Below are 26324 nucleotides of genomic sequence, written 5' to 3' on the forward strand. Positions count from 1 at the left end.
GTTGTGAAGTCAGTATTTTATTTTTTAGATGAAAAAATGAGCAATTGTGTAGATAATTAATCCAACCAAGCCGCCTACGAGAGTTCCGTTTACACGTATAAACTGTAGATCTTTTCCTACTTCCAGTTCCAGCTTTTCACTGAGTTCTTTTCCTTGCCAGTTGCCGACGGTGGTACTGATGAGGTTTCCGAATTGATGTGTGTTTTTCAGAATGTATTTGTATGCCGTCACACGAACCCAATGATCAATTTTATTTTGAAGATTTTCATCCGTTTTTAAATTTTGCGAAAACTCATTCAAATTTTTAGAGAGATAATTTTTGAGAGCAGAATGATCTTCCTGTAATTCTTTCATTAGCGTTTTCTTGATGGAAACCCAGATGTCATTGGAATATTCATCCAGCTTATCATTTTTCAGGAGCCCGTTTTTAATCGTTTTAAACTCGTCATCCCATTTAGTATCTTCCTTAAGATCTACTGAGAATTCATGAATTTTTTGAGTAATTAATGCTCTTACTTCATGTTCCGGATTTTCCTCAATTTCTTTAAAGAAATCAGACAGCCCATCGGCAATCTTATCAGCAATCTTATTATCTACAAAAGATGGAATAAACGAGTAGCTTCCTTGCTTTACACGATCTTTGATCATCTCATCATTGGCGATAATATATTCCTTAATTTGTTTTGAGAGATTGGTAACAATTCTTTGATGGTCATTTTTTTCCAGAATATAATTGATCCCGTTTCCTACGACTTTATTAAGTTTAATGTCATCGGTCATATCAGATACTTTTTTACTGATAAATTGACTTACTGTAGAATCATCAAGTTTGTTGAGAATATCAAGAATGATGTCTGAAATGTTTTTGATCAGAATCTCCTGGCTTTTTTCCTTTCCAAGCCATTCTCCTACAAAATTGGAAATTTTAAGTTTTTGAATATAAGGACGAATATTTTGTGGTGAAAGAAAGTTACTTACTACAAAACTTCCCAGATTATCCCCCAGTTTTTGCTTACTGTTTTCAATCAGATTGGTATGAGGAATAGGAAGCCCAAGCGGATGACGGAATAAAGCGGTTACAGCAAACCAGTCTGCTAGAGCACCTACCATAGCTGCTTCTGCAAAAGCACGTACATAGCCGATCCAATGAGAATCATTAGACTTCTGGAGAATTGTCGTAACAATAAAAATAAGAGCCATCAGAACAAATAGTCCTGTAGCAAATGCTTTATATTTCCTGAGCTGTTTTCTTTTTGCTTCGTCATTCATATTCTCAAATTTACTAAATTTGGTTATCAAATCATCCAATATTTAAACCACAATAGAACCAAGAGTTTTAAATATACTATCACTTTTGTGGTTAAGAAATAAATAATTAAAATTTGTGATGAAATTTTTAGTTTCAATCATCATATTAATCTTTCTGCAGGCTTGTAAGCAGAAACAGCAACCCATTAAAATTACTTCTATGGAAAATACAGATGCAAAAAATAATCCATACTATTCAAGAACTGATACCACAAAACTGAATGTTTCCAACGATGAATGGAAAAAAATTCTTGCTCCAGATCTTTACGCAATATCCAGAGAAGCTGCAACAGAAAGGGCTTTTACCGGAAAATACAATGAATTTGATGAAGTGGGAGATTACTATTGTGCTGTTTGTGGAAACCATCTTTTCCGTTCTACCTCCAAATTTGCAAGCAGTTGTGGCTGGCCAAGTTTCTTTGAGGCAGATAAAGAAGGTGTTTATTATAAAAGAGATCAAACCTACGGAATGGATAGGGTAGAAGTGCTTTGTAAGAGATGTGATTCTCATTTGGGACATGTCTTTGATGACGGTCCAAAGCCTACTGGGCTGAGGTATTGCATGAATTCTGTGAGCCTGGAGTTTGTAGGAGATTCACAAAAATAATGAGCTTTATTTCACAGAATCAGGACGTTAAAGTTTCTTAAATTGAGTTAAACTTTGTAGAGTTATAACTTGTTGATAGCTATGTTTTTATAATTTTGCCCCACTAATTTGGAATTAATATATTATTGAATGAAAGGATTTTACGGCGTATTAAGCCTTGTTTACATGGTGTCGACTTCATTCTATCTTTCTCCAAGAATGGTGGTAAAGAATGAAAATGTCAACACAACAAAAACCGAAAAAGTAGCTGAAACGAAATCTGGGAAGAATACCACAACTGTTGCTGTGTCTTCGTCAGAAGCATTATACCAATCAATTGAATTTGATCCGGAACATGAACTTAACTATGAAGTTTTCTCTAAAGCATTAACGGGATTTGAAAATCTTAAAAAAGCAGGATTGCTTACCGATGAGTCGCATTTATTGACTATCTGCGATTTTTCTATGTCTTCTAATACGAAAAGACTTTGGGTAATTGATCTTAATGACAAAAAAGTACTGTTCAACTCATTGGTTGCCCACGGTAAAAATACAGGCGAAGAATTTGCTACGAATTTTTCTAACACGGAAAGTTCGCGGCAGAGCAGCATGGGATTTTATATCACAGATGCAACATACCAGGGAGATAACGGATATTCATTAAGATTATTAGGAATGGATAAAGGATTCAATGATGCAGCGTATAGAAGGGCTATTGTCATGCATGGAGCAGATTATGTAAGTGATACATTTGCTACAATACATAAGAGAATTGGAAGAAGTTGGGGATGTCCGGCAGTTCCTAGAGAATTATCACAATCCATGATCAATACAATAAAAGGGAGAAATTTACTTTTCATTTATTATCCTGATCAAAATTACCTTTCCTCTTCGGAATGGTTAAAAGCATAAGAAAAAGCAGTCTAATCAGACTGCTTTTTTATTTTTAAATGAAAACTCTATGGTAAATATACTTCCTTTAGAAATCTTCGAATCTACATAAAGATTTCCACCATGAATTTCTACAATTCTTTTTACAATAGAAAGCCCAATTCCGTTTCCTTTTTCAAAATTTTTATTGGAACCTCTGTAAAACAATTCAAATATTTTTGATAGATCCTGTTCTGATATTCCTATACCATGATCTATAAAACGGATTTTTATAGATTGGCTGTGTGCTTCAATTTCTACACGGCAGCTTTTGTCTTCAGAATATTTACAGGCATTTTCCATAAGATTTGAAAAGGCAACTTGCAGTAGATAAGGGTTGCCATACCAATCATAATTGCTTTCTTCTTCATCATTACTTATATAATTGATCCCGATTTTATAATGGGTGTTTTTTTTAATCAGTGCCAGCTTTGCTTCTGCTAAAATTTCATCTAAACGAATATTGGCAAAACTAATCTGTGAAACGTCATAACTAGCTCTCGCAAAATCTAAAAGTGCTGATGAAAGTTCTGATGCATCATTAGCATCCTGAAGAGCATTGTCAATAGAAAGTTTATAGTCATCCAATGTTACATTCAGCTCTTTCGCAAGTTCCAGTTCTGCAATAAGGATAGAAAGCGGCGTCCGAAATTCATGAGAAATGGTAGTAACAAATTGTTTATGATTATTAAACGACTTTTCCAGCCTGTTAAAAGTAGAGTTGAACGTTTCTGTAAGTTCGTAAATTTCATCTTTGGCTTTTGGAATATCAAGACGTTTGTTGAGATTATGTTCTGAAATATCACGGATTTGAAGAATGATGTCTTTTAAAGGTTTCAAAGTATAATATGAAAAAAGAAACCCGATAATAAAAATAACAATAACCGAACTAATATAAATGATAATAATATCTTTCTTAAACTCTGCGATATGAGCATTTCCCGTTACATCCACTGCGCTTCCGATGATATAATAATCTTCTCCTGCTGATTTGAATTTAATAGCGATGTATTGGCGGTCACCCTGTTGCCAGAATATTCTGTTTTTGTTGGATTTGATGATTTTATCAAGATACTTTTCATTGCTTTTCAATGGTGGAATATCCGTAAATGTCAGATCTTTTTTACTGTTATAAACACTGATATCAGCCTCATTCAATAATTTCTGATTTCTCTGGTGCAGTTCACGGATTTTTTCATCACTGATTCGGACATCAAAAATAAATTCAGAACGCCAGATTACTTTATATCCTAAACGATCATTAAACTCATCTTCCCTGTTTTTTTCAGAAACAACATAAAGGACATAGGCAAACATAAAGAGAATACCTGCTGTAAGGATTGCGTAAATTAATGCTGTTCTGGTTGCTATTTTCATAATTCTGAAGCGAAAATAAATCCTACACCCGGCTTGGTGTGAATAAGTTTAGTATCAAAATTTTTATCAATTTTTTTTCGTAGATAGGCTATGTAGACATCAATGTAGTTGGTTCCGGTATCAAAATGATTTCCCCAAACATTATCGGCAATTTCTTCACGGGTGAGAATTCTTTCCGCATTGCTTACCAGAAAAACAAGGAGTTTGAATTCTTTCGGCGTAAGTTCTATTTCTTCGCTGTTTCTGAAGACACGATTGATTTTTTTATTAATCTTAAGATCATGATATTCCAGATCGTTGAGGTAGGTTTCTTTGGTTTTGTTTGAGCTTCTTTGGAGAATGGCTTTTATTCTGACAAAAAGTTCTCTTATTTCAAAGGGCTTTACCATATAATCACCAGCTCCTGCATCAAATCCTTCTACCTTCTCATCAATTGTTCCTAATGCTGTAAGCATGATAACCGGTAAGTCAGGATATTTCTGTTTAATAAATTTGCATAAATCTATTCCGTTCATTTTGGGAAGCATAATGTCTGTAATTGCCAGATCAAAGGTTAATTTATTAAGCAAAACGACAGCATCTTCCGCGTCTTCTGAAATGTATACCTGATAGTCCTGGCTTTCAAGACCTCGCTTTAATAAACTTGAAACCCGTGAATTATCTTCTATTATTAAAATTCTCATAAGGAAATATTAAGGGTGTTGAAGGCTGATATTCAGGTTAGTATTTTGTTTTTAAAATATTGATTCTCAGATTGCCTTAAGCCCTTTGCAAAGGTATTTCTTATTTTCTTTTTATGGTAACAGATTAACTCTTTTAATAGTTTTCTATAAGGTTTCTAATAGTTTTCTAATAACGGTACCGGCTTTCCCGATCTAATTTTGTCCCGTTGAAATCAACAAAAAAGATTAGAACAGAAAAATATGAAGACAAGATCTTTCAGAACCGGAATCGCTTTATTTGTCCTGTTGGGAATTGCGGGAAAATTAGAAGCTCAGAAAAAAAATGATTTTAATAATCCGGGATTGACTCATTATTTTAATGATGAACATTCACGTTATATTTCCCTGAGCGGTTATGCAGAATTATGGGCAAGATATACCCAGCTTAACCCTGGGAGCCTTATCAATAACGAAGCTAAATCAGATGCTTCCGACCTTTCTCTTCGCAGAGTTCGGGTAAAAATGACGTATAAACCTACTGAAAAATTAATGTTTGTATTACAGGGAGGAACTACCAATGTCAATGTCAATGCAAAAGGTAGTAATTACTTTGATTTATTGGATGCTTATGCAGAATATGCTTTTAGTGATAAAATAGCTTTTGGGGCTGGGCGTTCTACATGGAGAGGGCTTTCAAGATTTACCACAGGTCCTTTGAATACACTGCTGTATGATTTACCGGCATATGCGACATCTAATGCAGGTGCTACCGATTATACTGTACGTGAACTCAGTGCTTATATTAAAGGGCAGCTTGGTAAATTTGATTATCGATTGGTTGTTGCGGATCCTTATACCATGGCTACTTCAGATCCTAAATTTAATGTGGCTACTTTCAGTAAAAATTCCCCAGGAAAAGATTTTTCAGGTTATTTCAGATATGCTTTTTTGGATAAAGAAAATATTTCAACACCTTTTAATTCAGGTACCTATGTTGGAAAAAAGAATGTGTTGAGTCTGGGAGTAGGTTTTGATTATATCCATAATGCTTTATGGCACCAGGATGCTGCTAAGAATACTGTGAATGATGATATGAAGAGTTTTGCAGTAGACTTGTTTTATGATGCTCCTTTAAATAAAGAGAAAGGAACCTCGGTAAGTGCGTATGGAATGGCAATGCATAACGACTATGGACCTAATTATATCCGCTATGTAGGGACAAACAACCCAGCTACTTCAGTAGACGTCACACAAGCCAGTCTAAACGGTCCCGGAAATGCTATGCCGGTGATTGGAACAGGAAATACCTATTATTTACAATTAGGAGGAACGCTTCCTTATTTAGATAAAGAAAAGAAAAACCTTCAGCTTCAGCCTGCTGTTGGAGTACAGTTGTCCGATTTAAAAGGGCTTCATGATAATGCTGTAGTCTATGATGCAGGAATATCACTATTGATGAATGGAATGTCTTCGAGATTAACCTTTGATGCTCAGAATAGACCTGTCTACGCTAATGATCCTTCGAATAATGCGGTTGTTTCAGATAGAAAATGGCAATTTGTCCTTAAATACAGAATTGATTTTAATTAAAATATATGACTATGGAGAGAAGAAAGTTTTTATTCCGGTCGGTACAGGCTTCAGCTTTGTTACTTATTTCCGGAAATATGTTTGCCTCTGCTTTACCAATGTTTAATCCTATAAAAAAGAAAAAAATGTACTTCCATTATTTATTATTCTGGCTCAGAAAAGACCTTTCGGAGCAAGAAGTTAAAGAGTTTGAAAATTTTTTTGAAGGTCTTAAAAAACTTCCTTACCAGAAAAATCTCCGTTACGGAAAGCCCGCCGCTTCAAGCCCGCGAGATGTTCTGGACAATACGTTTACCTATAATGCATCTATGGAATTTGACAGCCTGGAAGAACTGGAAGCTTATGGGCAACTTCCTGAACATCTTGCATTGGTGCAAAAATACAAACCATTCTTTGAAAGAATGTTAGTTCATGATACTGTATATAATTAAAAATAAAATTTAAATTTATAATGAAAAAAATCATTAAAGGCTTCAGCCTTGTTTTAGCATTAAGCACCGTAGGATTTATGAATGGACAACATAAAAATCATAAAAACGTAAGCGTAACCCCGGAAGAATCTACAGAGTTTATTCCTGCTATAAGATTAATTAATAATCCGGATGGCTCATGCTCTTTCGAAAAAGGAAAGATTCCGACTCTTAAACACATGAATACAACCACTTTCTGGATGAGCAACAAGACAGAAGAATGGGAGAAAAATGCCCATCCTGCTCCCAGAAGGCAGTATGTGATTACCATTAAAGGAAATATCAGATTTAAGGTAACTGATGGCTCTACTTTCATGATTAAACCAGGAGTGGTACTTCTTGCTGAAGACCTTAAAGGAACGGGACACAGCTGGGACATGGTGAAAAGTAAAGAGTGGGAAAGATTATATATTCCTATTGCGGAAAATGCGGATGACTTTTTCGTACGCGACGGACAATAACTTTTAATACAACTCTTTTATAGAGTATATTCGTTATGTTTTGAAGCAGCCAATGGGCTGCTTTTTCTTTATAATAAAATCTGCTTTATCTGCTCAATCAAGGAAACAAAATAAAAATCCCTATGCAAAAGCACAGGGATTAAAAATTATTATTTTAGAACTAGCTGAATTTTTTGAAAACTAAAGTAGCATTATGTCCTCCGAATCCGAAGGCATTACTTAATGCAAAATTGATATCTTTCTCTTTAGCCTCTCCGAATACAATATTTATATCTTTCGGAATAGCCTCATCAATACTATGAAGGTTAATCGTAGGAGGAATAATACCATTTTCAATAGCTTTAATAGAAAGAATTGCTTCAACAGCTCCTGCAGCTCCTAATAAGTGCCCTGTCATAGATTTTGTAGCGCTTATATCAAGCGTTTTATTTCCTTTAAATGCCTTATTGATCGCTTTTAATTCAATCAGATCACCTAATGGAGTAGAAGTTGCATGCGGATTGATATAATCAATGTCTTCCATATTAGCACCTGCTTCTTTTACAGCTAACTGCATGGCTTTGATCGCTCCCACTCCTTCCGGATGAGGTGCCGTCATATGATAGGCATCTGCTGTCATTGCTGCTCCGGCTAATTCTGCATAGATCTTTGCTCCTCTTGCTTTAGCATGTTCGTATTCTTCAAGAATTAATGCACCTGCACCTTCACCCATTACGAAACCGTCTCTGTCTGCGTCATAAGGACGGCTGGCTGTCGCAAAATCATCATTTCTGGTAGACATTGCCTTCATGATAGAGAAACCTCCTATTGAAGCTGGTGTAATGGCTGCTTCGGAACCTCCACTGATGATTACTTTTGCTTTTCCAAGACGAATATAATTGAAAGCATCCATTAATGCTGTATTTCCTGTAGCACATGCAGAAACCGTTGTATAATTGATTCCCTGAAGTCCATATTTCATAGAGATCATTCCTGAAGCCATATTGGCAATAAACTTAGGAACAAAGAAAGGATTGAAACGTGGTGAACCATCACCTTGTGCAAAATCCATTACTTCCTTTTCAAAAGTCCACATTCCGCCTTGCCCTGTTCCCCAGATCACTCCAGTGTCAAATGGATCCATAGTTTCAAGCTCCAGACCTGAATCCTGCAAAGCCTCAGCAGAAGCATACATCGCATATTGTGTAAAGAGATCACTTCTTTTGATCTCGTTGTGATTAAGATATACCTTTGGATCAAAATTTTTCAGCTCACAAGCGAAGTGTACCTTAAATTTTTCTGAATCGAAATGAGTGATTAATCCCGCTCCACTAGCTCCGTTAATGCTATTTTGCCAAAAATCTTCGACATTGTTTCCCAGGGGCGTCACTGCTCCCAATCCTGTAATGACAACTCTCTTCATATTAGTTATTAATTTAAACAGATTAGATTTTCATGCGGTAAATCCGATTTACCCATGCTTCATTTCACGTCTTTCTTCTATCGTTGTGTTTTTGCGTTTGCAATATTATCATTTTAATTTCGCTACGAACGAATATTTCAGTGTATTATTTGTAGCATAACGAATTTTATTTTGAAAAAATCACTATTTCTTACTTTTCTATGATCATCGTTACTCCCTGTCCACGAGCTGCACATATAGAAATAAAGCCTTTTCCACTACCTTTTTCATTCAATAGTTTATCTAATGTTGCAATGATTCTTCCACCGGTAGCCGCAAAAGGGTGAGCGACAGCAAGGCTCCCTCCTTTTACATTAAGTTTGCTTCTATCAATCTTACCCAGTGCTTTCTCCAATCCGAATTGTTTCGCCAGATCGTCATTTTCCCAGATCTTTATAGTTGCTAAAACCTGTGCTGCGAAAGCTTCATGGATTTCATAATAATCAAAGTCTTCCAGATTCATCTCTGCTTTTTTCAACATTCTTTCTGCGGCAAATACAGGTGCTAATAATAGATTCTGTCTGTTTTCTACATATTCTATTCCAGCAAGTTCAGAAAAGGTAATATATGCCAGAACCGGAAGATTATTGGCTTTTGCCCATTCTTCACTAGCTAATAAGACCGCTGAGGCACCATCGGTAAAAGGGGTAGAATTTCCAGCAGTTAAAGTCCCGTTTTGTTTATCAAAGGCAGGTTTTAATTGTGAGAGTTTTTCAAGGCTGGTATCACGACGCAGATTATTATCTTTATCCAAACCAAATGCAGGAGTAATCATATCATCAAAGAACCCTTCATCATAAGCTTTTGACATATTTTGATGGCTCTTCAGTGCTAATTCGTCTTGCTCTTCTCTTGAAATATTGTAATATTTTGCTGTAATCTCAGTATGTTCACCCATTACCAATCCTGTTTTAGGCTCCTGCCCCTTATAAGGAATAGGCATCCAGTCTTTCAGTTTTGGACTTAATAGCTGCTTTAGCTTTCCAAAGACAGACTTTTCTTTATTAGCATTTAAAAGAGCTTTTCTCAATCGGGGAGAAGATTCGAATGGAATATTGTTCATTGCCTCTACACCACAAGCGATACCGCTTTCTATTTGCCCTAAAGCTATTTTATTTCCAATGTAAATAGCTGCTTCTATTCCTGTATCACAAGCTTGTTGAAGATCACAGGCAGGAGTAGCGGGGTCTAATGATGTATTCATTACCGTTTCTCTGATGAGGTTACTTTCAGAAATATGTTTGATGACTGCACCGCCGGCAACTTCACCGAGTAATTTGCCTTTTAATTTATATTGATCTATCAATCCGTTAAGAGAAGCCAACAATAGATCCTGGTTTCCTTTTTCTGCGTAGGCTGTATTCATTCTTGCGAAAGGAATTCTGTTGTATCCTACAATTGCTACTTTTTTTGTTTCCATATTGTGTTATTTATAAAGGAAGAATAATTAATTCATATTCGATTATGTTTTTAATTTTATCTAATGCCTGATTCAGGAATTTTTCGTCATCCATTGTTTTTGAAAGTAAAATACCCCCCTCAATAAGCATAATAAACAAAGAAGCATATTCCTCTGCGTTTACTGATTTATTCAGTTCTCCGGATTGCTGTCCCTGTTTTATTACCAAAGAGATTCTTTCAGTCCATAATGTAAAAGATTGCTGAACACATTTTTTAAGGATGGGGAAGGAATCATCTGCTTCCGTTGCTGCATTCATTAACGGGCAACCTCCATTTGAAAACACAGAGCGCCAGTTTTTCCTGTAAAAAGCAACAAAAGCATTAAGTTTTTCCGTTGAGGTTGAATATTGTTCCCCAAGAGATTCATTCATTACTCTGCTTACAAGTCCGGCATTGTATTTATAGACTTCAATTGCCACCTGATCTTTATTCTCAAAGTTTCCATAAATACTTCCCTTAGTCAGCCCGGTTGCCTGGGTGATATCTGACAATGAGGTAGCACCATAGCCTTTAGTATTGAACAAAGTTGCTGTTTTCTCAATGATAAATTGTTTTGTCTTTTCTGCCTTTGACATTTTAAGTGCTTAATTATTATGCAAATATACAAAAATATACCAATCGGTATATTTTATTTTAAAATAGAGTCTGAGTACTTAATCAGAACCCAGACTTATTGTATTGGTATCTTTGAATTCTATGCTAAAGTAGCATTCAGAGTGATCTCAAAATTAAAGGCAGCACTTACAGGGCATCCTTCTTCTGCGATTTTAGCAAACTTTTGAAATTCTTCCTCAGAAATTCCAGGAACTTTTGCAGTCAATGTCAATTCTGATTTTGTAATTTTTCCTATGCTTGGGTCAAGAGTGATGACAGAAGTAGTTTTTAACTCTTCAGGGGTATAGCCGGCTTGTGAAAGTTCTGCATCCAGTTTCATCGTGAAACATCCGGCATGAGCAGCTGCCAGTAGCTCCTCAGGGTTGGTCCCTACGCCATCAGCAAAGCGGCTGCTAAAAGAATATTGCGTTTGGTTCAGAGCTGTGCTTTGAGTAGTTAAATGACCTTTACCTTCTTTGATTGTTCCGTTCCAAACGGCTGTTGCATTACGTTTCATACTATTATATTTTATTTAAAATTAATGTGATACTATGTCCTTTTTTGTAAAAAAAGCTTTTAATATTTTATTTAAAGATACAAAAAAGCATAATGTTAAACGCATCTAATTACTTAGAAGAAGCTCATTTATACGTTTCTTATGAAAAAAAGAAAATTGTATCGTTATATTAATAATATTTTATCAATTTTACGAAGACTTGTACTTTACTCCGAATTATATTAACCTTTTGAAAGTGGGCTGTATGAATGAATTAGAAAATATTCTACGAGAAATAACTCCACTATCTCCTGAAGATAGCTTTTTGGTATTTGACAGAATCAAGGAATCTTTTGAATTTCCATATCATTATCATCCTGAAATTGAGATCAATTTTGTGTACAAAGGAAAAGGTTACCGCAGAATGATAGGAGATCATACAGGAGAAATTGGGAACTTGGAATTGGTATTGGTGGGTCCCAATTTACCACATTGCTGGGCAAATTACAGATGCAAACATAGAAAGACCCATGAAATCACAATACAATTCAATCAGGATTTCTTTAATCAGTCTATGATGCAGAAGAATATCCTTAAGCCGATCAATAATCTGATGAAGGATTCCATAAGAGGGATTCTTTTTTCAACGGAAACTGCTGAGAAACTAAAAGATTCGTTTTTAAATCTTTCCAAGATGAATAGTTTTGAGTCCTTTATAGAAATAATGAAGATTCTCAACGAACTTGCCACAGCAGAAAACAAGACTTTACTATCTTCTTACAGTATAGAACTTGAAACTTTTGTAGATAATGATAAAATGAAGGTTATTCATGATTTTGTGCATGAAAATTTTGAAAATAAAATAACGCTTGATACCGTTGCTGCGCTCGTGAATATGAGTAATGTAACGTTCAACCGATTTATCAAAAAGAGAACCGGAAAAACATTTATCAATTATCTGAATGAAATAAGAATCAGCTATGCCGCAAGATGGCTGATGGAAAAAAATCTTACCGTTTTTGAAATCGCTTTCGAATCGGGATTTAATAATATTGCTAATTTCAACAAGGTTTTTAAGTCAATTAAAAATACTACTCCTACTGAATTCAGAGAGCAGTTTAAAGGAGTGAAAAAGATTGAATAAACTTCGTTCCATACTTATTTTCTTAGATGTAAACTTTTCTTATGATCAGAATATGATGAAAATAAAATAGATTATTTTCTGATTTGTTTAAAAAAAATATTAAGATAAATCCTCTTCTTTTGAGTGTTGTTATAAGAATGTATTTTATTGATAACCATATGTTTAATTGTGTGTTTTTGAAATTGCTGAAAAAATAATATCGTTTTATGATAAAATAGTATTATATCAGGCTGGTAACAAAATTTAGATTTGTGAATGTGAATTAAATCTTAACAGAATTTTAAATAATTTAATACATAAACGGCAAAATATTGCTTAAAACTTAATAAAGTATTTGTATTTAATTTGTAAAGCGATGTCATTGATTCTCAACTAAATCTAACTAATCTAAGCCTTATGAGAAAAGCAGTTATACCGGTTCTATTCGTTTTTTCACTTTCTGCCAATGCACAGGAGAAAAAGACAACCGATACTACGAAGACAACCGATATTCAGGAGGTCGTAGTTACCTCTTTGGGGGTTAAAAGACAGGCACGTTCACTTACTTACTCCAGCCAGCAAATTGGCGGCGATGAGCTGACAGAAGTGAAAACGCCTAACCTTTTAAATTCCATCAACGGAAAAGTTTCCAACGTACAAATCAATAGAACCAATGGTGTAGGAAGCTCGGTAAGGGTAATAATGAGAGGTAATAAATCTGTTTCTAATAGCCAGCCTCTCTATGTAATTGATGGTATTCCTATTATAAACGGAACAGGAAAATCAGCGGATATTGGACAGTATTCCAATATGCCGGACCCGGGAGATGTATTAAGTTCTATTAATCCTGATGATATTGAGAGTATCAATTTCCTTAAAGGGGCTTCTGCTTCTGCGTTATACGGTTCTGCCGGAGGAAATGGAGCCATCTTGATTACGACTAAAAAAGGAAAAATGGGCAAAAGTTCTATTACATATAGCACCAGCCTTACCGTAGAAAGAGCTTATAGTCTTCCAAAACTACAACACAGCTATTTATCATATGATCCATCTGTACCAGATCAGCAGCCTGGACAATCGATATACAGCTGGGGTGCAAAAGGAGCATCAAAAGATTATCTTAAAGATTTTCTGCAAACTGGAACTACATGGGTGAACAGCCTTTCTTTTCAGTCCGGAAATGAAAAATCAACAAATTATTTCTCTATCGGGAATACAACGAATAAAGGAGTGATTCCGATGTCTTATTTTGATCAGTATAATATCTCTTTTAGAAATTCAAGTAAGTTTCTGGATGATAAACTGACATTAGATGCTAATTTTATTGGATCATTACAGGAAAGTAAAAACAGACAGACTCCGGGAGCTTCTTTTTCTCCTTTAACGAGTTTATACTGGTTGCCAAGAGGAGTAAATTTTGATCAGTACGGTGCTGATAGCTATACTATTTGGGATAAAACAAGATATTTGCCTGCTCAGAATTGGTGGGAAGTTAATCCAAACGGATCTTTCAAAGGAAATCCGGCAACACAAAATCCTTATTGGATCTTAAATAGAAATCCGGTGACAGTGAGCAATAAAAATGCTTACGGTGCTCTTTCTCTATCTTATCAGATCAATCCATGGTTATCTGCAAGAGTAAGAGGGAACTATAGCTGGAATACATCAGACAGCCAACGTGATATTGCTGCTTTTTCAGCACCGAGCTTATTGGCAGAAGGGGCTAATGGAAGAATGCTTAAAAATATCTATGAAAACTCTTCTACTTATGGAGATGTCTTGCTAATAGGTAGCCCTAAGATAAATGATGCTCTTTCTTTAGATTTTACGGTAGGAGGAAGTATCAATACTACAAGAAACAAAATCACTCAGATTGATAATGCTTATCTGGCGGTTCCGAATCTTTTCGCAGCAAATAATCTTCAATGGAATGTGAACAGGGCGCCGGGAGATGGCTACCATAATATTTACACCAATATGAAAAAGCAGGTACAGTCTGTATTTGCAAGTGTTTCATTAGGATATAAAAATATGTTTTATGTAGATATGACATTCAGAAATGACTGGGATTCTACGTTAGCTTTGACAGATCAAAAAGGGGTTGATTACGAATCGGTAGGGGCAAATGCAATATTATCTTCTATTTTCAAACTTCCGGAAACGATCAATTTCTGGAAAGTAAGAGGATCATATGCCACTGTCGGATTAGGATTGCCTGCCAATATTTCCAATGCAATGGTAGAATACAGTAAAGGTTATACCTATGGAGTAGATGCGGGAACTATTGTATATCCTAAGAGTTCTTTTGCTACGGGAGCTGGTTTTGAAGCACTACTTCCAAGACCTGAACTTAATAAAACATTTGAAGCCGGAACCGAAATAAGGATGTTAAACAACAGACTTAGTTTTGATATTACTTATTATAATTCCAATACTAGTAACCAGCTGCTGGAAACTTCTATTTCTTCTAACTTAGGAGGATTGGCACCGGGATCATACTACATTAACGCAGGAAAGATCAGAAATACAGGTTTTGAGTCTTCTTTATCCTATAAAATCTTTAATTCTGAAAAATTTGGCTGGACAACGATGGTGAACGCATCGGCAAACAAAAATAAAATTGTTGAGCTTTTCCCATCAAGTTTGAGTATCAAAGAAGATCAGCTATTCTCATTGACGGGAGGAGGAGATTATACAAGGCTTAAACTGGGAGGATCTTTCGGAGATATTTATGGAATAAAATTCAAGAGAGATGATCAGGGACGTATTTTAGTGAATGAAAAAGGAGCTCCGTTAGCAGAAGGAACGCCTGCTTATCTTGGAAATCCGAACCCTAAATTTATCCTTGGATTTAATAATACATTTAACATCGGTAAACTTGGAGTTTCCTTCCTTATTGACGGAAAATTTGGAGGTCAAGTTCTTTCTCTTACAGAAAAAGCGAATGATTTATACGGAGTTAGTAAAGCTTCTGCCGATGCAAGAGATGCAGGTGGAGTGTCTATTCCCAATGCGGTATATGCACCGGGAACACCTAATGCAGGTCAGGCTTATACAGGCTTAACAAATCCTCAGGAATATTATAAGGCTGTAGGTACATCAGAAGGTTATGCAAAAGGAATAGATGAAGCTTATATGTACAGTGCTACAACAGTACGTTTACGTCAGGCTTCCGTTTCATATACTTTTGACATCAATTCAAAATACATGAAAAATGCTACAGTAAGCTTAGTGGGAACTAATTTATTTTTCTTCTACAAAAAAGCACCGTTTGATCCTGAACAAGTGTCCGGAAATACACCTGGAGGGGTAGGAGTAGATTCATTCGGACTACCGGTTACCCGTTCTATAGGACTATCATTAAAGGCAAACTTCTAACTTTTTACAATTACAAAATGAAAATAAATACCATTAAAATATTAACATTAGGAGCAGTAGCATTATTTTCTGCCATAGGATGTACCAATGACTTTGAAGAATATAATCAGGAGAAATTAGGAGGACCTGAAAACTTCTACGCAGATTTTTACGCCATAGTGGATCCTATGAAATCCATACAGAGAGGATTGCAGGCAGATTATCAGCGTTACCCCAACCTAAGTGCAGATATGTACAGTGGAATGTTCAGTACTGCAACGCCATTCAACAGTGGAGTAAATAATCTTACTTATTCTATGGTGGATGACTGGAACAGTAAAATCATTGCTAAGCAACAAGATATTTTCAATTACTCTATCATTATTGATAATACAGCTAAAGTAACTTACAAAGGAGTAGATTTTACAGGAACATTTGCGGTTAAAAAAATTCTGAAAGTTATTACTGCAGCAAGAGTAGCAGATAGCCATGGTCCTGTAGTATACAGTAAATACGAAACTCCAAATGCTAACGGAGTTACTGATTTTGATTCTCAGGAGCAAGCGTACAACTATTTCATCGCAGATCTTACAGCTGCAATCAATGACTTACAAAAAGTAATAGCAACACCGGCAACAGAAAGTGTAGAAGATAAGTCTGCATTGAAAAAAGCAGATCTGGTATACGGCGGAAGTATGATTAAATGGGCAAAACTTGCCAATTCGCTTAAGCTAAGACTGGCAATGAGAATGAGCTATGCAGACCCCGCAAAATCAAAACAATATGCAGAAGAAGCATTGTCTTCATCAGCAGGACTGATTACGGAAAATGCTGATAATGCTTTAATAAGTGTAGGGCAGTCTGAGTTGAGTTTTATTATTTATACGTATGGAGACTGTATGATAGGAGCACCTTTGATGGCTTATATGAATGGATATAAAGATCCGAGGCTTTCAGCGTATGCAATTCCTGCGACAGACACTCAGGTACAAGGAACGTTTATTGGAATACGTCAGGGAATAGATCTATTAAATGGTAAGACAACCTATGGCGGATTCTCTCAGCCTCAGGCAAAAGCAGCCTCAGGAGACTATTTCTCATCAACAGATGGTAAACTGAAATTATTCACAGCAGCAGAAACATGGTTCCTGAAAGCAGAAGCAGCCTTGAGAGGATATGGAGGAGCAGGAGATATAAAAACAAACTATCAAACCGGAGTTCAGCAATCCTTTGGAGAATGGGGAAAAAGTGCAGATGTTGTTAGCTATCTTGCCAATACAACAGATACTGAAGCACCATATGTTGATCCTAAAAATACAGCCAATAATATAAATGCAGGAGACTCTCAGCTTAGTACCATTACAATTGCATGGAATGATGCTGATTCTAATGAAAGAAAGCTGGAAAGAATCATTACTCAAAAATGGCTTTCTCTTTACCCGAACGGACCAGAAGCATGGGCTGAACAAAGAAGAACAGGATATCCAATCCTTTTCAAAGTGAGAAAAAATGATAGTGGAGGAACCATCAGTACAGAAGCAATGATTCGAAGACTTCCGTATACGATCAGTACAAAAACCTCACTTTACAATTATCAGCAGGCATTACAAATGCTTAACGGACCTGATACGGGAGGAACCAAGCTATGGTGGGATAAAAAATTATAATATCAACATCACGTAACAATACAGAGACATCTCAAGGTCAGATTGCATCTGATTCATTCAGATAGGAGAGTAACGTAGGCTCTCTGATAAATTTATAGTTTCGTTTTTAGCTGAATGAGCTTTGAGATGTTCTCTTTTTCTTTAGAATCTTATTTTTAAATATGGGAAAAAACAACTCCGGAACCCGTCGGATTCAGCCGATTCTTTGGATATCCACATTATATTTTGCAATGGGTGTGCCTTTTGTGACCATTAATGCGGTGTCGGGAATCATGTATAAAGATATGGGTGTTTCGGATTCACAGATCACTTTCTGGACGGCTCTTATTATGTTTTCATGGACATTGAAACCATTCTGGAGTCCTTTTTTGGAGATCTATAAAACCAAAAAATTCTTTGTTGTTTTTACCCAGTTTGCTATGGGAATTCTCTTTGCATTGGTGGCATTAAGCCTTCCTTTACATGATTTTTTCAAGTATAGTATTGCTCTTTTTGCTGTCGTTGCATTCTGTGGAGCAACCCATGATGTAGTGGCAGACGGAACTTATATTGGGTTTCTTACCAATAAAGAACAGGCAAAATATATTGGCTGGCAGGGAGCTTTTTATAACCTTGCTAAAATTATCAGTAGTGGAGCATTAGTCTATTTTGCAGGCATTTTAGAAAAAACAAAAGGATAAAAAAGATGAAAAAACAACAGGAAACGTCCGTAAAGAACTGTTGGATATCATTACCTCCTTTTTTACCAAAAAGAATATTCTATGGTCTGTACTGTTCATTATTTTGTATCGTTTTGCAGAAGGTTTTGCTATAAAAATTGCACCATTATTCTTTAAAGCATCCAGAACCTCAGGCGGGTTAGGCTTATCTACCTCAGATATTGGGCTTATTTATGGAACATACGGATCTGCAGCCTTTATTTTGGGATCTGTTCTTGCCGGGTATTTTATTTCCGCAAGAGGCTTGAAAAAATCGTTGATATGGCTGTGCTGTGCATTCAATATTCCTTTTGTGGTTTATGCCCTGTTAGCACATTATCAGCCGACAGAACTTTTACCTGTAGGAATTGCTGTAGTTGTGGAATATTTCGGGTATGGATTCGGTTTTGTGGGGTTGATGTTGTATATGATGCAGCAGATCGCACCAGGAAAACATAAAACAGCCCATTATGCCTTTGCAACAGGAATCATGAATCTTGGAGTAATGATTCCGGGAATGTTCAGTGGGATGATCAGTGACTGGATCGGGTATAAAATGTTTTTTATCTGGGTATTGGTCGCTACAATTCCTGCATTCCTTGTGACTTTATTTGTTCCTTTCCCTTATTCAGAAAATAAGAAAGAAGAATAAAATCAATTATTAAACAAAAATTAAATAAAAGTAAAAATACTTTATGACAACTCAATCAGTAATGATTCCTTGGCAGGATCGCCCGGAAGATTGTAATGATATTATGTGGAGGTTTTCGGAAAACCCTATCATTAACAGATATGCTATTCCTACATCGAACAGTATATTCAACAGTGCCGTAATTCCTTTTGAAGATGGATTTGCAGGAGTATTCCGTTGCGATAACAAAGCCGTACAGATGAATATTTTTGCAGGGTTCAGTAAAGATGGAATCAATTGGGATATCAATCATGATCCTATTGAAATGAAAGCCGGAAATACTGAAATGATCGAATCTGATTACAAATATGATCCTCGTGTCACCTTTATAGAAGACCGTTATTGGATCACATGGTGCAACGGATATAATGGTCCTACCATCGGAATAGGATATACTTTTGATTTTAAAGAATTCTTCCAGTGTGAAAATGCTTTCCTTCCTTTCAACAGAAACGGAGTGCTTTTTCCAGAGAAAATCAATGGTAAATATGCAATGTTGAGCCGTCCGAGTGATAATGGACATACTCCTTTCGGAGATATTTATATCAGCTACAGCCCTGATATGAAATACTGGGGAGAACATCGTTGTGTAATGAAAGTAACTCCTTTTGAAGACAGTGCATGGCAGTGTACGAAGATCGGGGGAGGTCCGGTTCCAATCAAAACAGAGGAAGGATGGCTGCTTTTCTATCACGGAGTAATCAATACCTGCAGAGGATTCAGATATTCAATGGGGGCAGCATTACTTGATCTTGAAGATCCTACAAAAGTATTGTACAGAACAAAACCATATCTATTGGCTCCTGCGGAAATCTATGAACTTACAGGTGACGTTCCGAATGTAGTTTTCCCTTGTGCTGCATTAACGGAAGGTGACAAAGTAACAGTATATTACGGTGCAGCCGATACTGTAGTGGCAATTGCCTTTGGTTATATTTCAGAAATCATTGATTTTATGAAAAAGAATTCAATCTAAACCATATAAAGTTTTTTTAATATGTTGAACGCCTTAATTTCCTTCATTTCTGTGATTTTTATTACGGTTTTCATATTTTTAAACCAATTTTATAATTAAAAAAAATCCTGACCTCTACTATCATGAAAAAAGAACTGCTTATTTCCCTTTTTACAGCTCTGGTTTTTACCGCAAATGCCCAGCAAAATAAAAATGACATTTTATCCTGGGTAGATCCTTTTATAGGAACAGGAGGACATGGGCATACGTTTCCGGGAGCAACTACACCCTTTGGAATGATTCAGTTAAGTCCGGATCAAAATACCAAAAGCGGAGACTGGGATTGGTGTTCCGGATATCATTACAGCAGCAAAACAATTATGGGATTCAGCCATAATCATCTGAGTGGAACAGGCTGGGCAGATCTTGGAGACATTTTAGTGATGCCAACGGTAGGACAGGTAAAAATGACTCCCGGATCGGAAGATCAACCAGGATCAGGATACCGTTCAACATTTAGTCATGATAAAGAAACAGCTTCTCCTGGTTATTATTCCGTGATGCTGGATAGCTATGGTGTGAAAGCTGAACTTACAGCTTCTCCAAGAGTGGGATTCCATAAATATACTTTTCCTAAAAGTGAAGAAGCCAATATCATTATTGATCCTACCAATAAAATTTTCGGAAATATTTACCATACTTTGGTGAGTGTAGAAGGGAATAACAAGATAAAAGGATATTGTTACAGCAATGGCTGGGGCGGAAAAAGGTTCGCTTATTTTGTAATGGAATTTTCGAAACCTTTTAAATCTTACGGAGTTTATGCAGAAGGAAAAATTAAAAACAATGAAAAGATTGCATTGGCAAAAGACGCTAAAGCATTTGTAAGATTCTCTACAGAAGACAGTGAAAGCATCGAAGTAAAAGTATCTTTATCTCCTGTAAGTACAGAGAATGCGCAGGCAAACTTTGATGAAGAAGCTAAAAATGTAGATTTTGCACAAGCGAAAGAAACAGCACAAAAAACATGGCGGGATCTTATCGGTAGATTTCAGGTATCAGGAGGTACAGACAGTCAAAGAAAGATTTTCTATACAGGCGTTTATCACACTTTTATAGCACCTAATCTTTACATGGATACCAACGGAGATTATGTTGCCGCTCAGGAAAACATGAACACGAAATGGTTCACAAATTACAGTACCTATTCCTATTGGGATGGCTTCAGAGCAACACATCCATTGCTTACTATTATGGATCAGAAGCATACTAAAGAATTTGCCAATTCTCTGATCAGCAGATATACAGATCGTAAAGATCACATGCCTATCTGGGAACTTTGTGGGTATGACAATTTCTGTATGCTTGGTTACCACAGTGTTTCCGTAATCTGGGATGCTATTTCTAAAGGAGTACCGGGAATTGATGGTGAAAAAGCTTTTGCTGCGATGAAAGATGCTTCTCTTACCGATAAAATGAGCAGTAGTGATGGTGGTGGAGGTCTTAATGATTATATTAAGCTTGGCTACAGCCCATCTGAAAATGGCGCTTCAGTTTCTGCAACTTTAGAATATGCCTACGACGATTGGTGTATCCAGCAGTTAGCTGAAAAATTAGGTAAAAAAGAAGAAGCAGAAGTTTATAAAAAACGATCTATGAACTTCCTGAATACGTTCAATAAAGAAAATAACCACTTTTGGCCAAGACAGAAAGACGGCAAATTCATTGCGGATTTTGCGCTTAATGACTGGAAAAAACTTCAGCCACATTGGGTTTCAGGAAATATCTGGGCTTACGATTTCTTTGTTCCGCACCAGATTGATGAAATGATGAATCTGTATGGTGGAAAAAAAGGATTTGAAGAAAAACTTGATAAAACCTTTACAGAAGCCTTGAATATGGAAGGAGAACAACATGTTGATATCTCAGGATTCATTGGTTCCTTAGGATTTGGAGATGAACCGGGACATCATGTTCCTTACTTGTATAACTATGCAGGAAGCCCATACAAAACTCAGAAGATGGTAAAATACATCCGTGATAATATGTATGCTGCAAAACCGGACGGAATTGTCAATAATGAAGATTGCGGACAAATGTCAGCTTGGTATATTTTCTCATCATTAGGATTTTATCCTGTTACACCAGGGAAACCTGTATATGCTATTGGAGCACCTCAGTTTCCAAAAGCTTCTCTTCAATTGGAAAATGGTAAAACATTCACTGTGATAGCAGATAAAATATCAGATAAAAATATCTACGTTCAGAAAATTTTCCTGAATGGAAAAGAATATAAAAGCTGGGAATTAAACCATGCCGACATCATGAATGGTGGTGAGTTGAGATTTGTAATGGGAAGTAAACCTGTAAAATAAGACTAATAAAAATAAACGAAACAAAAGTATCAATGGAAAGGAGAGATTTTATTAAAACAAGTGCATTGGCAGGAACCGGATTGCTGTTTACACAAAATGTTTTTGCTAAAAATTTGGTTACGGAAGGTTTTCCTGTAGTTCGTGTACCTAAAGATAAAAGACATTTTACCAGTGAATCCGTGGAAAATGCAATCGTGACTTTTAAAAAGAAAGTTAAAAATAAAGAATTAAGCTGGCTGTTTGAAAACTGCTTTCCCAATACATTGGATACTACCGTTTATTATACTGAAAAAAATGGTACTCCGGATACGTATGTGATTACAGGAGACATTGATGCCATGTGGCTTCGTGATAGCTCTGCACAGGTTTTTCCTTATCTGCGGTTCTCAAAACAGGATGAAAAGTTACACAAGTTGATATCAGGAGTTATTCATAAGCAAACGACATTCATACTGAAAGATCCTTATGCGAATGCGTTTTACAATGATGACAACAAAATAAGCAAGTGGAAAGAATATGACCACACCGATATGAAACCGGGAACCCATGAAAGAAAGTGGGAAATAGATTCATTGTGTTATCCTATCCGTTTAGCATATCACTTCTGGAAAACGACAGGAGATACTAAACCTTTTGATGATAATTGGTTAAAAGGAATTAAACTTACCCTACAAACTTTCATCGAACAGCAAAGAAAGAAAGACCTTGGACCTTACAAATTTGAGCGTACAACCGCTTGGGCAACCGATGGAGTTCCGATGGGAGGATATGGCTATCCTACGAAACCTGTGGGATTGATCAGTTCAATGTTCCGTCCAAGTGATGATGCTACAATCTATGGATTTCTGATCCCTTCCAATTTATTTGCGGTAGTAAGTTTACGCCAGGCAGCAGAAATGGTTTCTCAGATAAAAAATGATAAAGCATTGGCTCAACAGCTTACAGATCTTGCTGATGAGGTAGATGCTGCTATTAAGAAATACGGAATTTATAACCATCCTGAGTATGGAAAAATATATGCTTTTGAAGTAAATGGTTTTGGAAGTTATAACCTGATGGATGATGCCAACTGCCCAAGTTTGTTAGGATTACCTTATCTGAATGCTGTAAAAGCAGACGATCCTGTTTATCTGAATACAAGAAAATTTGTATGGTCAGAAAACAATCCTTTCTTCTTTAAAGGTAAGCTGGCGGAAGGAATAGGAGGACCACATATTGGGCTTGATATGATCTGGCCAATGAGTATCATTATGAAAGCACTCACTACTAATGATAAGAGTGAAATCAAATGGTGTATTGATACTTTGCAGAAAACACACGGTGGTACAGGTTTCATGCATGAATCCTTCCATAAAGACAATGATAAGAAATTCACCAGAGAATGGTTTGCCTGGTCAAATACCTTATTTGGAGAGCTGCTATGGAAGACCTTTAATGAAAACCCTGAGCTGCTGACGTAGATTTTTTTGAATTTATATTGACTTGATTTTTAAGCACTTCTCTTGATAAAAGAGAAGTGCTTAAGGATACCTATGTCAAATTTTAACACAAAACATTTCCAAAAAATTATATTATGAAAAAAAAATCCCTTCTTATTCCCCTGATGGCAATGATGCTTCATACAGGTTCTCAACTCAATGCACAGCAGCTCAATCCGCTTGGAGTTTGCTATGTGGAAGTGAATAATAACAATATGCTGAATGCAGGTTCTTATACACTTCAGAACACAAACAGGCAGCTTTTTGACGTTGCAATCATCTTTGCAGCCAATATCAATTATGATGTTTCCAAAAGCAGAGCCTATATTTCAAGTAACAATAACGTTACCAAAGTTTTGAATGATGTAAATACCTATGTGAAACCCCTACAGCAAAAAGGAATTAAAGTTCTTCTCGATATCTTAGGAAATCACCAGGGTGCGGGAATTTCTAATTTCCCCAATCGTGAAGCTGCAAAAGATTTCGCTTTACAGGTTGCCCACACCGTCAATACTTATGGACTGGATGGTGTAGATCTGGATGATGAATACGCCGGATACGGTAATAACGGAACAGGGCAGCCTAATAACAGTTCTTTTGTAATGCTATTACAGGAGCTTAGAGCGGCAATGCCGGACAAACTGATCACATTCTATTATTACGGACCAGCAGCATCAAGACAAAGTTATAACGGTAATGCAGCCGGAAACTACATCAATTACAGTTGGAATGCCGTGTATGGGACCTACAGCGTTCCAAATGTTCCTCCTCTTAATAAAACAAAGCTTTCTCCAGCCGCAATATGGATCCAAAATACCAACTCTGGCTCTACTTCCGCCTCTACACTGGCAAGTTTAGCAACAAGTACAAAAAATGATGGCTACGGTGTTTTCATGTGGTATGATTTGGGTTTCGCCAATGTTGCCAACTATCTGAGCACAGGCTCTAATATTCTTTATAACGAAAATACACAGCTCAGTGGACAGTTATACTCGTGGTCCCAAGGGCAAAGCTGTGATCCGCCATTGGGATTGGATATAAGTAACGTTACAGGAACTTCAGCAAAATTAAACTGGACTTCCAATGGATCGCAAACCTATAATATCGATTATAAGTCCGCAAATTCAACAGTTTGGACTAATGCAGCCACTAATTATTCGGGAAATAATGTAACGATCAATAACCTTACCTTGAATACCGATTACGACTGGAGAATACAATCCAATTGTTCGTCAACATTAACGAGTACTTATCTTTTTGCTCCAAGATTTAATTCAGGAAACGGATGCGCAACTCCTTCAGGGTTAACATCTGGTAGCTATCTCGGAAATACCACTCAATTATCCTGGACCGGAACAGCATCTTCTTATACATTACAATATAAAACAGCTGCGGCAACTACATGGAACGAGGTTCAGAATATTACCACAAATAATTATTCTCTACAAAACCTTACCCCTAATACAAACTATGTATGGAAAGTACAATCTGCCTGTAATGGAGGAACCACAAGCGCTTATTCAGCAGATGGAACATTCAATAGCGGTTTGGCTCCTATCACAAGCCCTGGTCCAAGATCACTTTCTTTCAACGGAAGTACAAATTATCTTAATGCAGGACAATTTAATCTGAGTGGGAATGCTTTGACATTTGAAGGTTGGGTAAAAGTAAATGCTTTTAAAACAACGTTTCCTAACATTTCATCTGTCATGGGAATTGAAGTGGGAGACAGTAATTCTGCAATGTTAAGATTTGGAGACGGAAATCTTGCCAATAACAAACTTCAGTTTATATTAAGCTTTGGATCATCACAGGTAAAGCTAAACAGTAATGCCTCATTTAATACAAATACATGGTACCATATCGCAGCAACATATGATGGAGCGTCCATGAAACTGTATGTGAATGGCAGTCTGGATGCAAGTTCGCAGGTAACAGGTAACTTTACTGCTAACGGAATTCTTTATCTTGGAAGAAACTATGATAACTCACGTACAATCAATGGTTCTTTGGATGAATTCAGAGTGTGGAAAAGAGCATTGTCTGCTCAGGAAATAGTAGATAATAAATGTAATGTTGCTCCCAATTCAACAAATCTTGAAGCCAACTGGAAAATGGATGAAGGAAGCGGAACGGCAGCACTGGATTCAACTCCAAATACACACTTTGCAACATTGGTGAGTATGACAGATGCTAATTGGAAAACAGATGTTCCCTGTGCAACGTCACTATCTGTGAGAGATACTGAAGTCTTAAAAGAAAGTGGTGTATATCCAAATCCAGTCAGAAAAGGAAATGACATTCATTTTACAATCAATGACAGCTCTGCTACTGAAGTGGCATTGTACGATAATGCCGGAAAACTATCAAAAAAACAGAATATTAGTCAAAATAATAATACAATCAATACACAGGATTTAATTAGTGGTACTTATATTTACAAAATTACATCCTCAAATAATAAAGTCTTGTCATCAGGTAAGATTATAGTAAAGTAAAATACAGATATAGAATGTTTTAACTAAAATATAGTTAAATTGTAAACAGGCAGACAGGTTGTATATTCTTGTTTGTCTGTTTTCAGTCATAAAGAATTGATTAAAA

The 26324-nt window shown here is 36.3% G+C and carries 19 protein-coding genes and 1 pseudogene; 13 read left to right on the top strand and 7 right to left on the bottom strand.

The features are described from left to right. Positions 1-24 precede the first annotated feature (24 nt). Positions 25-1269 (bottom strand): DUF445 domain-containing protein, encoded by a 1245-nt coding sequence (locus tag BW983_RS11345; protein ID WP_076552060.1) that lies wholly within the window; start codon positions 1267-1269, stop codon positions 25-27. Between the two features lie 118 nt (positions 1270-1387). Between BW983_RS11345 and msrB the strand changes: the two genes are divergently transcribed. Then, a complete protein-coding gene (gene msrB, locus BW983_RS11350; protein WP_076552061.1) occupies positions 1388-1915 on the top strand; it encodes a peptide-methionine (R)-S-oxide reductase MsrB in 528 nt (175 codons plus the stop codon). A 129-nt stretch (positions 1916-2044) separates the two neighbouring features. Next, entirely contained in the window at positions 2045-2806 is a 762-nt protein-coding gene (locus BW983_RS11355; RefSeq protein WP_076552062.1) for a murein L,D-transpeptidase catalytic domain family protein, read from the top strand. 15 nt (positions 2807-2821) lie between these two features. Here BW983_RS11355 and BW983_RS11360 read toward each other — a convergent pair whose 3' ends face one another. Both BW983_RS11360 and BW983_RS11365 read right to left on the bottom strand, forming a co-directional pair. Further along, the gene (locus BW983_RS11360; protein ID WP_076552063.1) at positions 2822-4201 is read right to left on the bottom strand and encodes a sensor histidine kinase; all 1380 of its coding nucleotides are present in this window, start codon (positions 4199-4201) and stop codon (positions 2822-2824) included. Then, a complete protein-coding gene (locus tag BW983_RS11365) occupies positions 4198-4884 on the bottom strand; it encodes a response regulator transcription factor (protein WP_076552064.1) in 687 nt (228 codons plus the stop codon). The genes BW983_RS11360 and BW983_RS11365 overlap by 4 nt, the downstream gene beginning before the upstream one ends. Before the next feature lie 240 nt (positions 4885-5124). Here BW983_RS11365 and BW983_RS11370 point away from each other — a divergent pair, with 240 nt between their 5' ends. The 3 genes from BW983_RS11370 to BW983_RS11380 are packed head-to-tail and all read left to right on the top strand — an operon-like array spanning position 5125 to position 7384. Then, a complete protein-coding gene (locus BW983_RS11370; protein WP_076552065.1) occupies positions 5125-6453 on the top strand; it encodes a hypothetical protein in 1329 nt (442 codons plus the stop codon). Positions 6454-6464: 11 nt separating this feature from the next. Continuing rightward, positions 6465-6884 carry a Dabb family protein gene (locus BW983_RS11375; protein WP_076552278.1) on the top strand — a complete coding sequence of 140 codons (420 nt, stop codon included), beginning with the start codon at positions 6465-6467 and terminating at the stop codon, positions 6882-6884. 20 nt (positions 6885-6904) lie between these two features. Continuing rightward, complete coding sequence (locus BW983_RS11380; protein WP_228394027.1) at positions 6905-7384, top strand: cupin domain-containing protein; 480 nt, start codon at positions 6905-6907, stop codon at positions 7382-7384. Positions 7385-7544: 160 nt separating this feature from the next. On the opposite strand, the gene fabF is transcribed toward BW983_RS11380, so the two are convergent. The 4 genes from fabF to BW983_RS11400 all read right to left on the bottom strand — a co-directional run bounded on the left by fabF (position 7545) and on the right by BW983_RS11400 (position 11397). Next, the gene (gene fabF, locus BW983_RS11385; protein WP_076552066.1) at positions 7545-8786 is read right to left on the bottom strand and encodes a beta-ketoacyl-ACP synthase II; all 1242 of its coding nucleotides are present in this window, start codon (positions 8784-8786) and stop codon (positions 7545-7547) included. Between the two features lie 190 nt (positions 8787-8976). Beyond that, positions 8977-10245: an acetyl-CoA C-acetyltransferase gene (locus tag BW983_RS11390; protein ID WP_076552067.1), complete on the bottom strand. Its 1269-nt coding sequence runs from the start codon at positions 10243-10245 to the stop codon at positions 8977-8979. Between the two features lie 10 nt (positions 10246-10255). Next, the gene (locus tag BW983_RS11395; RefSeq protein ID WP_076552068.1) at positions 10256-10861 is read right to left on the bottom strand and encodes a TetR/AcrR family transcriptional regulator; all 606 of its coding nucleotides are present in this window, start codon (positions 10859-10861) and stop codon (positions 10256-10258) included. 119 nt (positions 10862-10980) lie between these two features. Then, a complete protein-coding gene (locus BW983_RS11400) occupies positions 10981-11397 on the bottom strand; it encodes an OsmC family protein (protein WP_065395734.1) in 417 nt (138 codons plus the stop codon). A gap of 244 nt (positions 11398-11641) precedes the next feature. On the opposite strand from BW983_RS11400, the gene BW983_RS11405 reads away from it, so the two are divergent. From BW983_RS11405 to BW983_RS11440, 8 genes and pseudogenes are all read left to right on the top strand, one after another. Continuing rightward, positions 11642-12520, top strand: a complete 879-nt coding sequence (locus BW983_RS11405) for an AraC family transcriptional regulator (RefSeq protein WP_076552069.1) — start codon at positions 11642-11644, stop codon at positions 12518-12520. Between the two features lie 396 nt (positions 12521-12916). Then, positions 12917-15877, top strand: coding sequence for a SusC/RagA family TonB-linked outer membrane protein (locus tag BW983_RS11410; protein ID WP_084184443.1), 2961 nt, complete (start codon positions 12917-12919; stop codon positions 15875-15877). A 17-nt stretch (positions 15878-15894) separates the two neighbouring features. After that, positions 15895-17523, top strand: a complete 1629-nt coding sequence (locus BW983_RS11415) for a SusD/RagB family nutrient-binding outer membrane lipoprotein (protein WP_076552070.1) — start codon at positions 15895-15897, stop codon at positions 17521-17523. Positions 17524-17795: 272 nt separating this feature from the next. Next, positions 17796-18873, top strand: a pseudogene (locus BW983_RS11420) (MFS transporter). Between the two features lie 43 nt (positions 18874-18916). Beyond that, positions 18917-19888 (top strand): glycoside hydrolase family 130 protein, encoded by a 972-nt coding sequence (locus tag BW983_RS11425; RefSeq protein ID WP_076552071.1) that lies wholly within the window; start codon positions 18917-18919, stop codon positions 19886-19888. A 122-nt stretch (positions 19889-20010) separates the two neighbouring features. After that, positions 20011-22242, top strand: a complete 2232-nt coding sequence (locus BW983_RS11430) for a GH92 family glycosyl hydrolase (protein ID WP_076552072.1) — start codon at positions 20011-20013, stop codon at positions 22240-22242. A 32-nt stretch (positions 22243-22274) separates the two neighbouring features. Beyond that, positions 22275-23702 carry a glycoside hydrolase family 125 protein gene (locus BW983_RS11435; protein WP_076552073.1) on the top strand — a complete coding sequence of 476 codons (1428 nt, stop codon included), beginning with the start codon at positions 22275-22277 and terminating at the stop codon, positions 23700-23702. Between the two features lie 113 nt (positions 23703-23815). Continuing rightward, entirely contained in the window at positions 23816-26218 is a 2403-nt protein-coding gene (locus tag BW983_RS11440; protein WP_076552074.1) for an endo-beta-N-acetylglucosaminidase H, read from the top strand. Positions 26219-26324: the final 106 nt, after the last annotated feature.

The sequence above is a fragment of the Chryseobacterium ureilyticum genome, from assembly GCF_900156735.1.
GTDB classification, from domain to species: Bacteria; Bacteroidota; Bacteroidia; order Flavobacteriales; family Weeksellaceae; genus Chryseobacterium; species Chryseobacterium ureilyticum.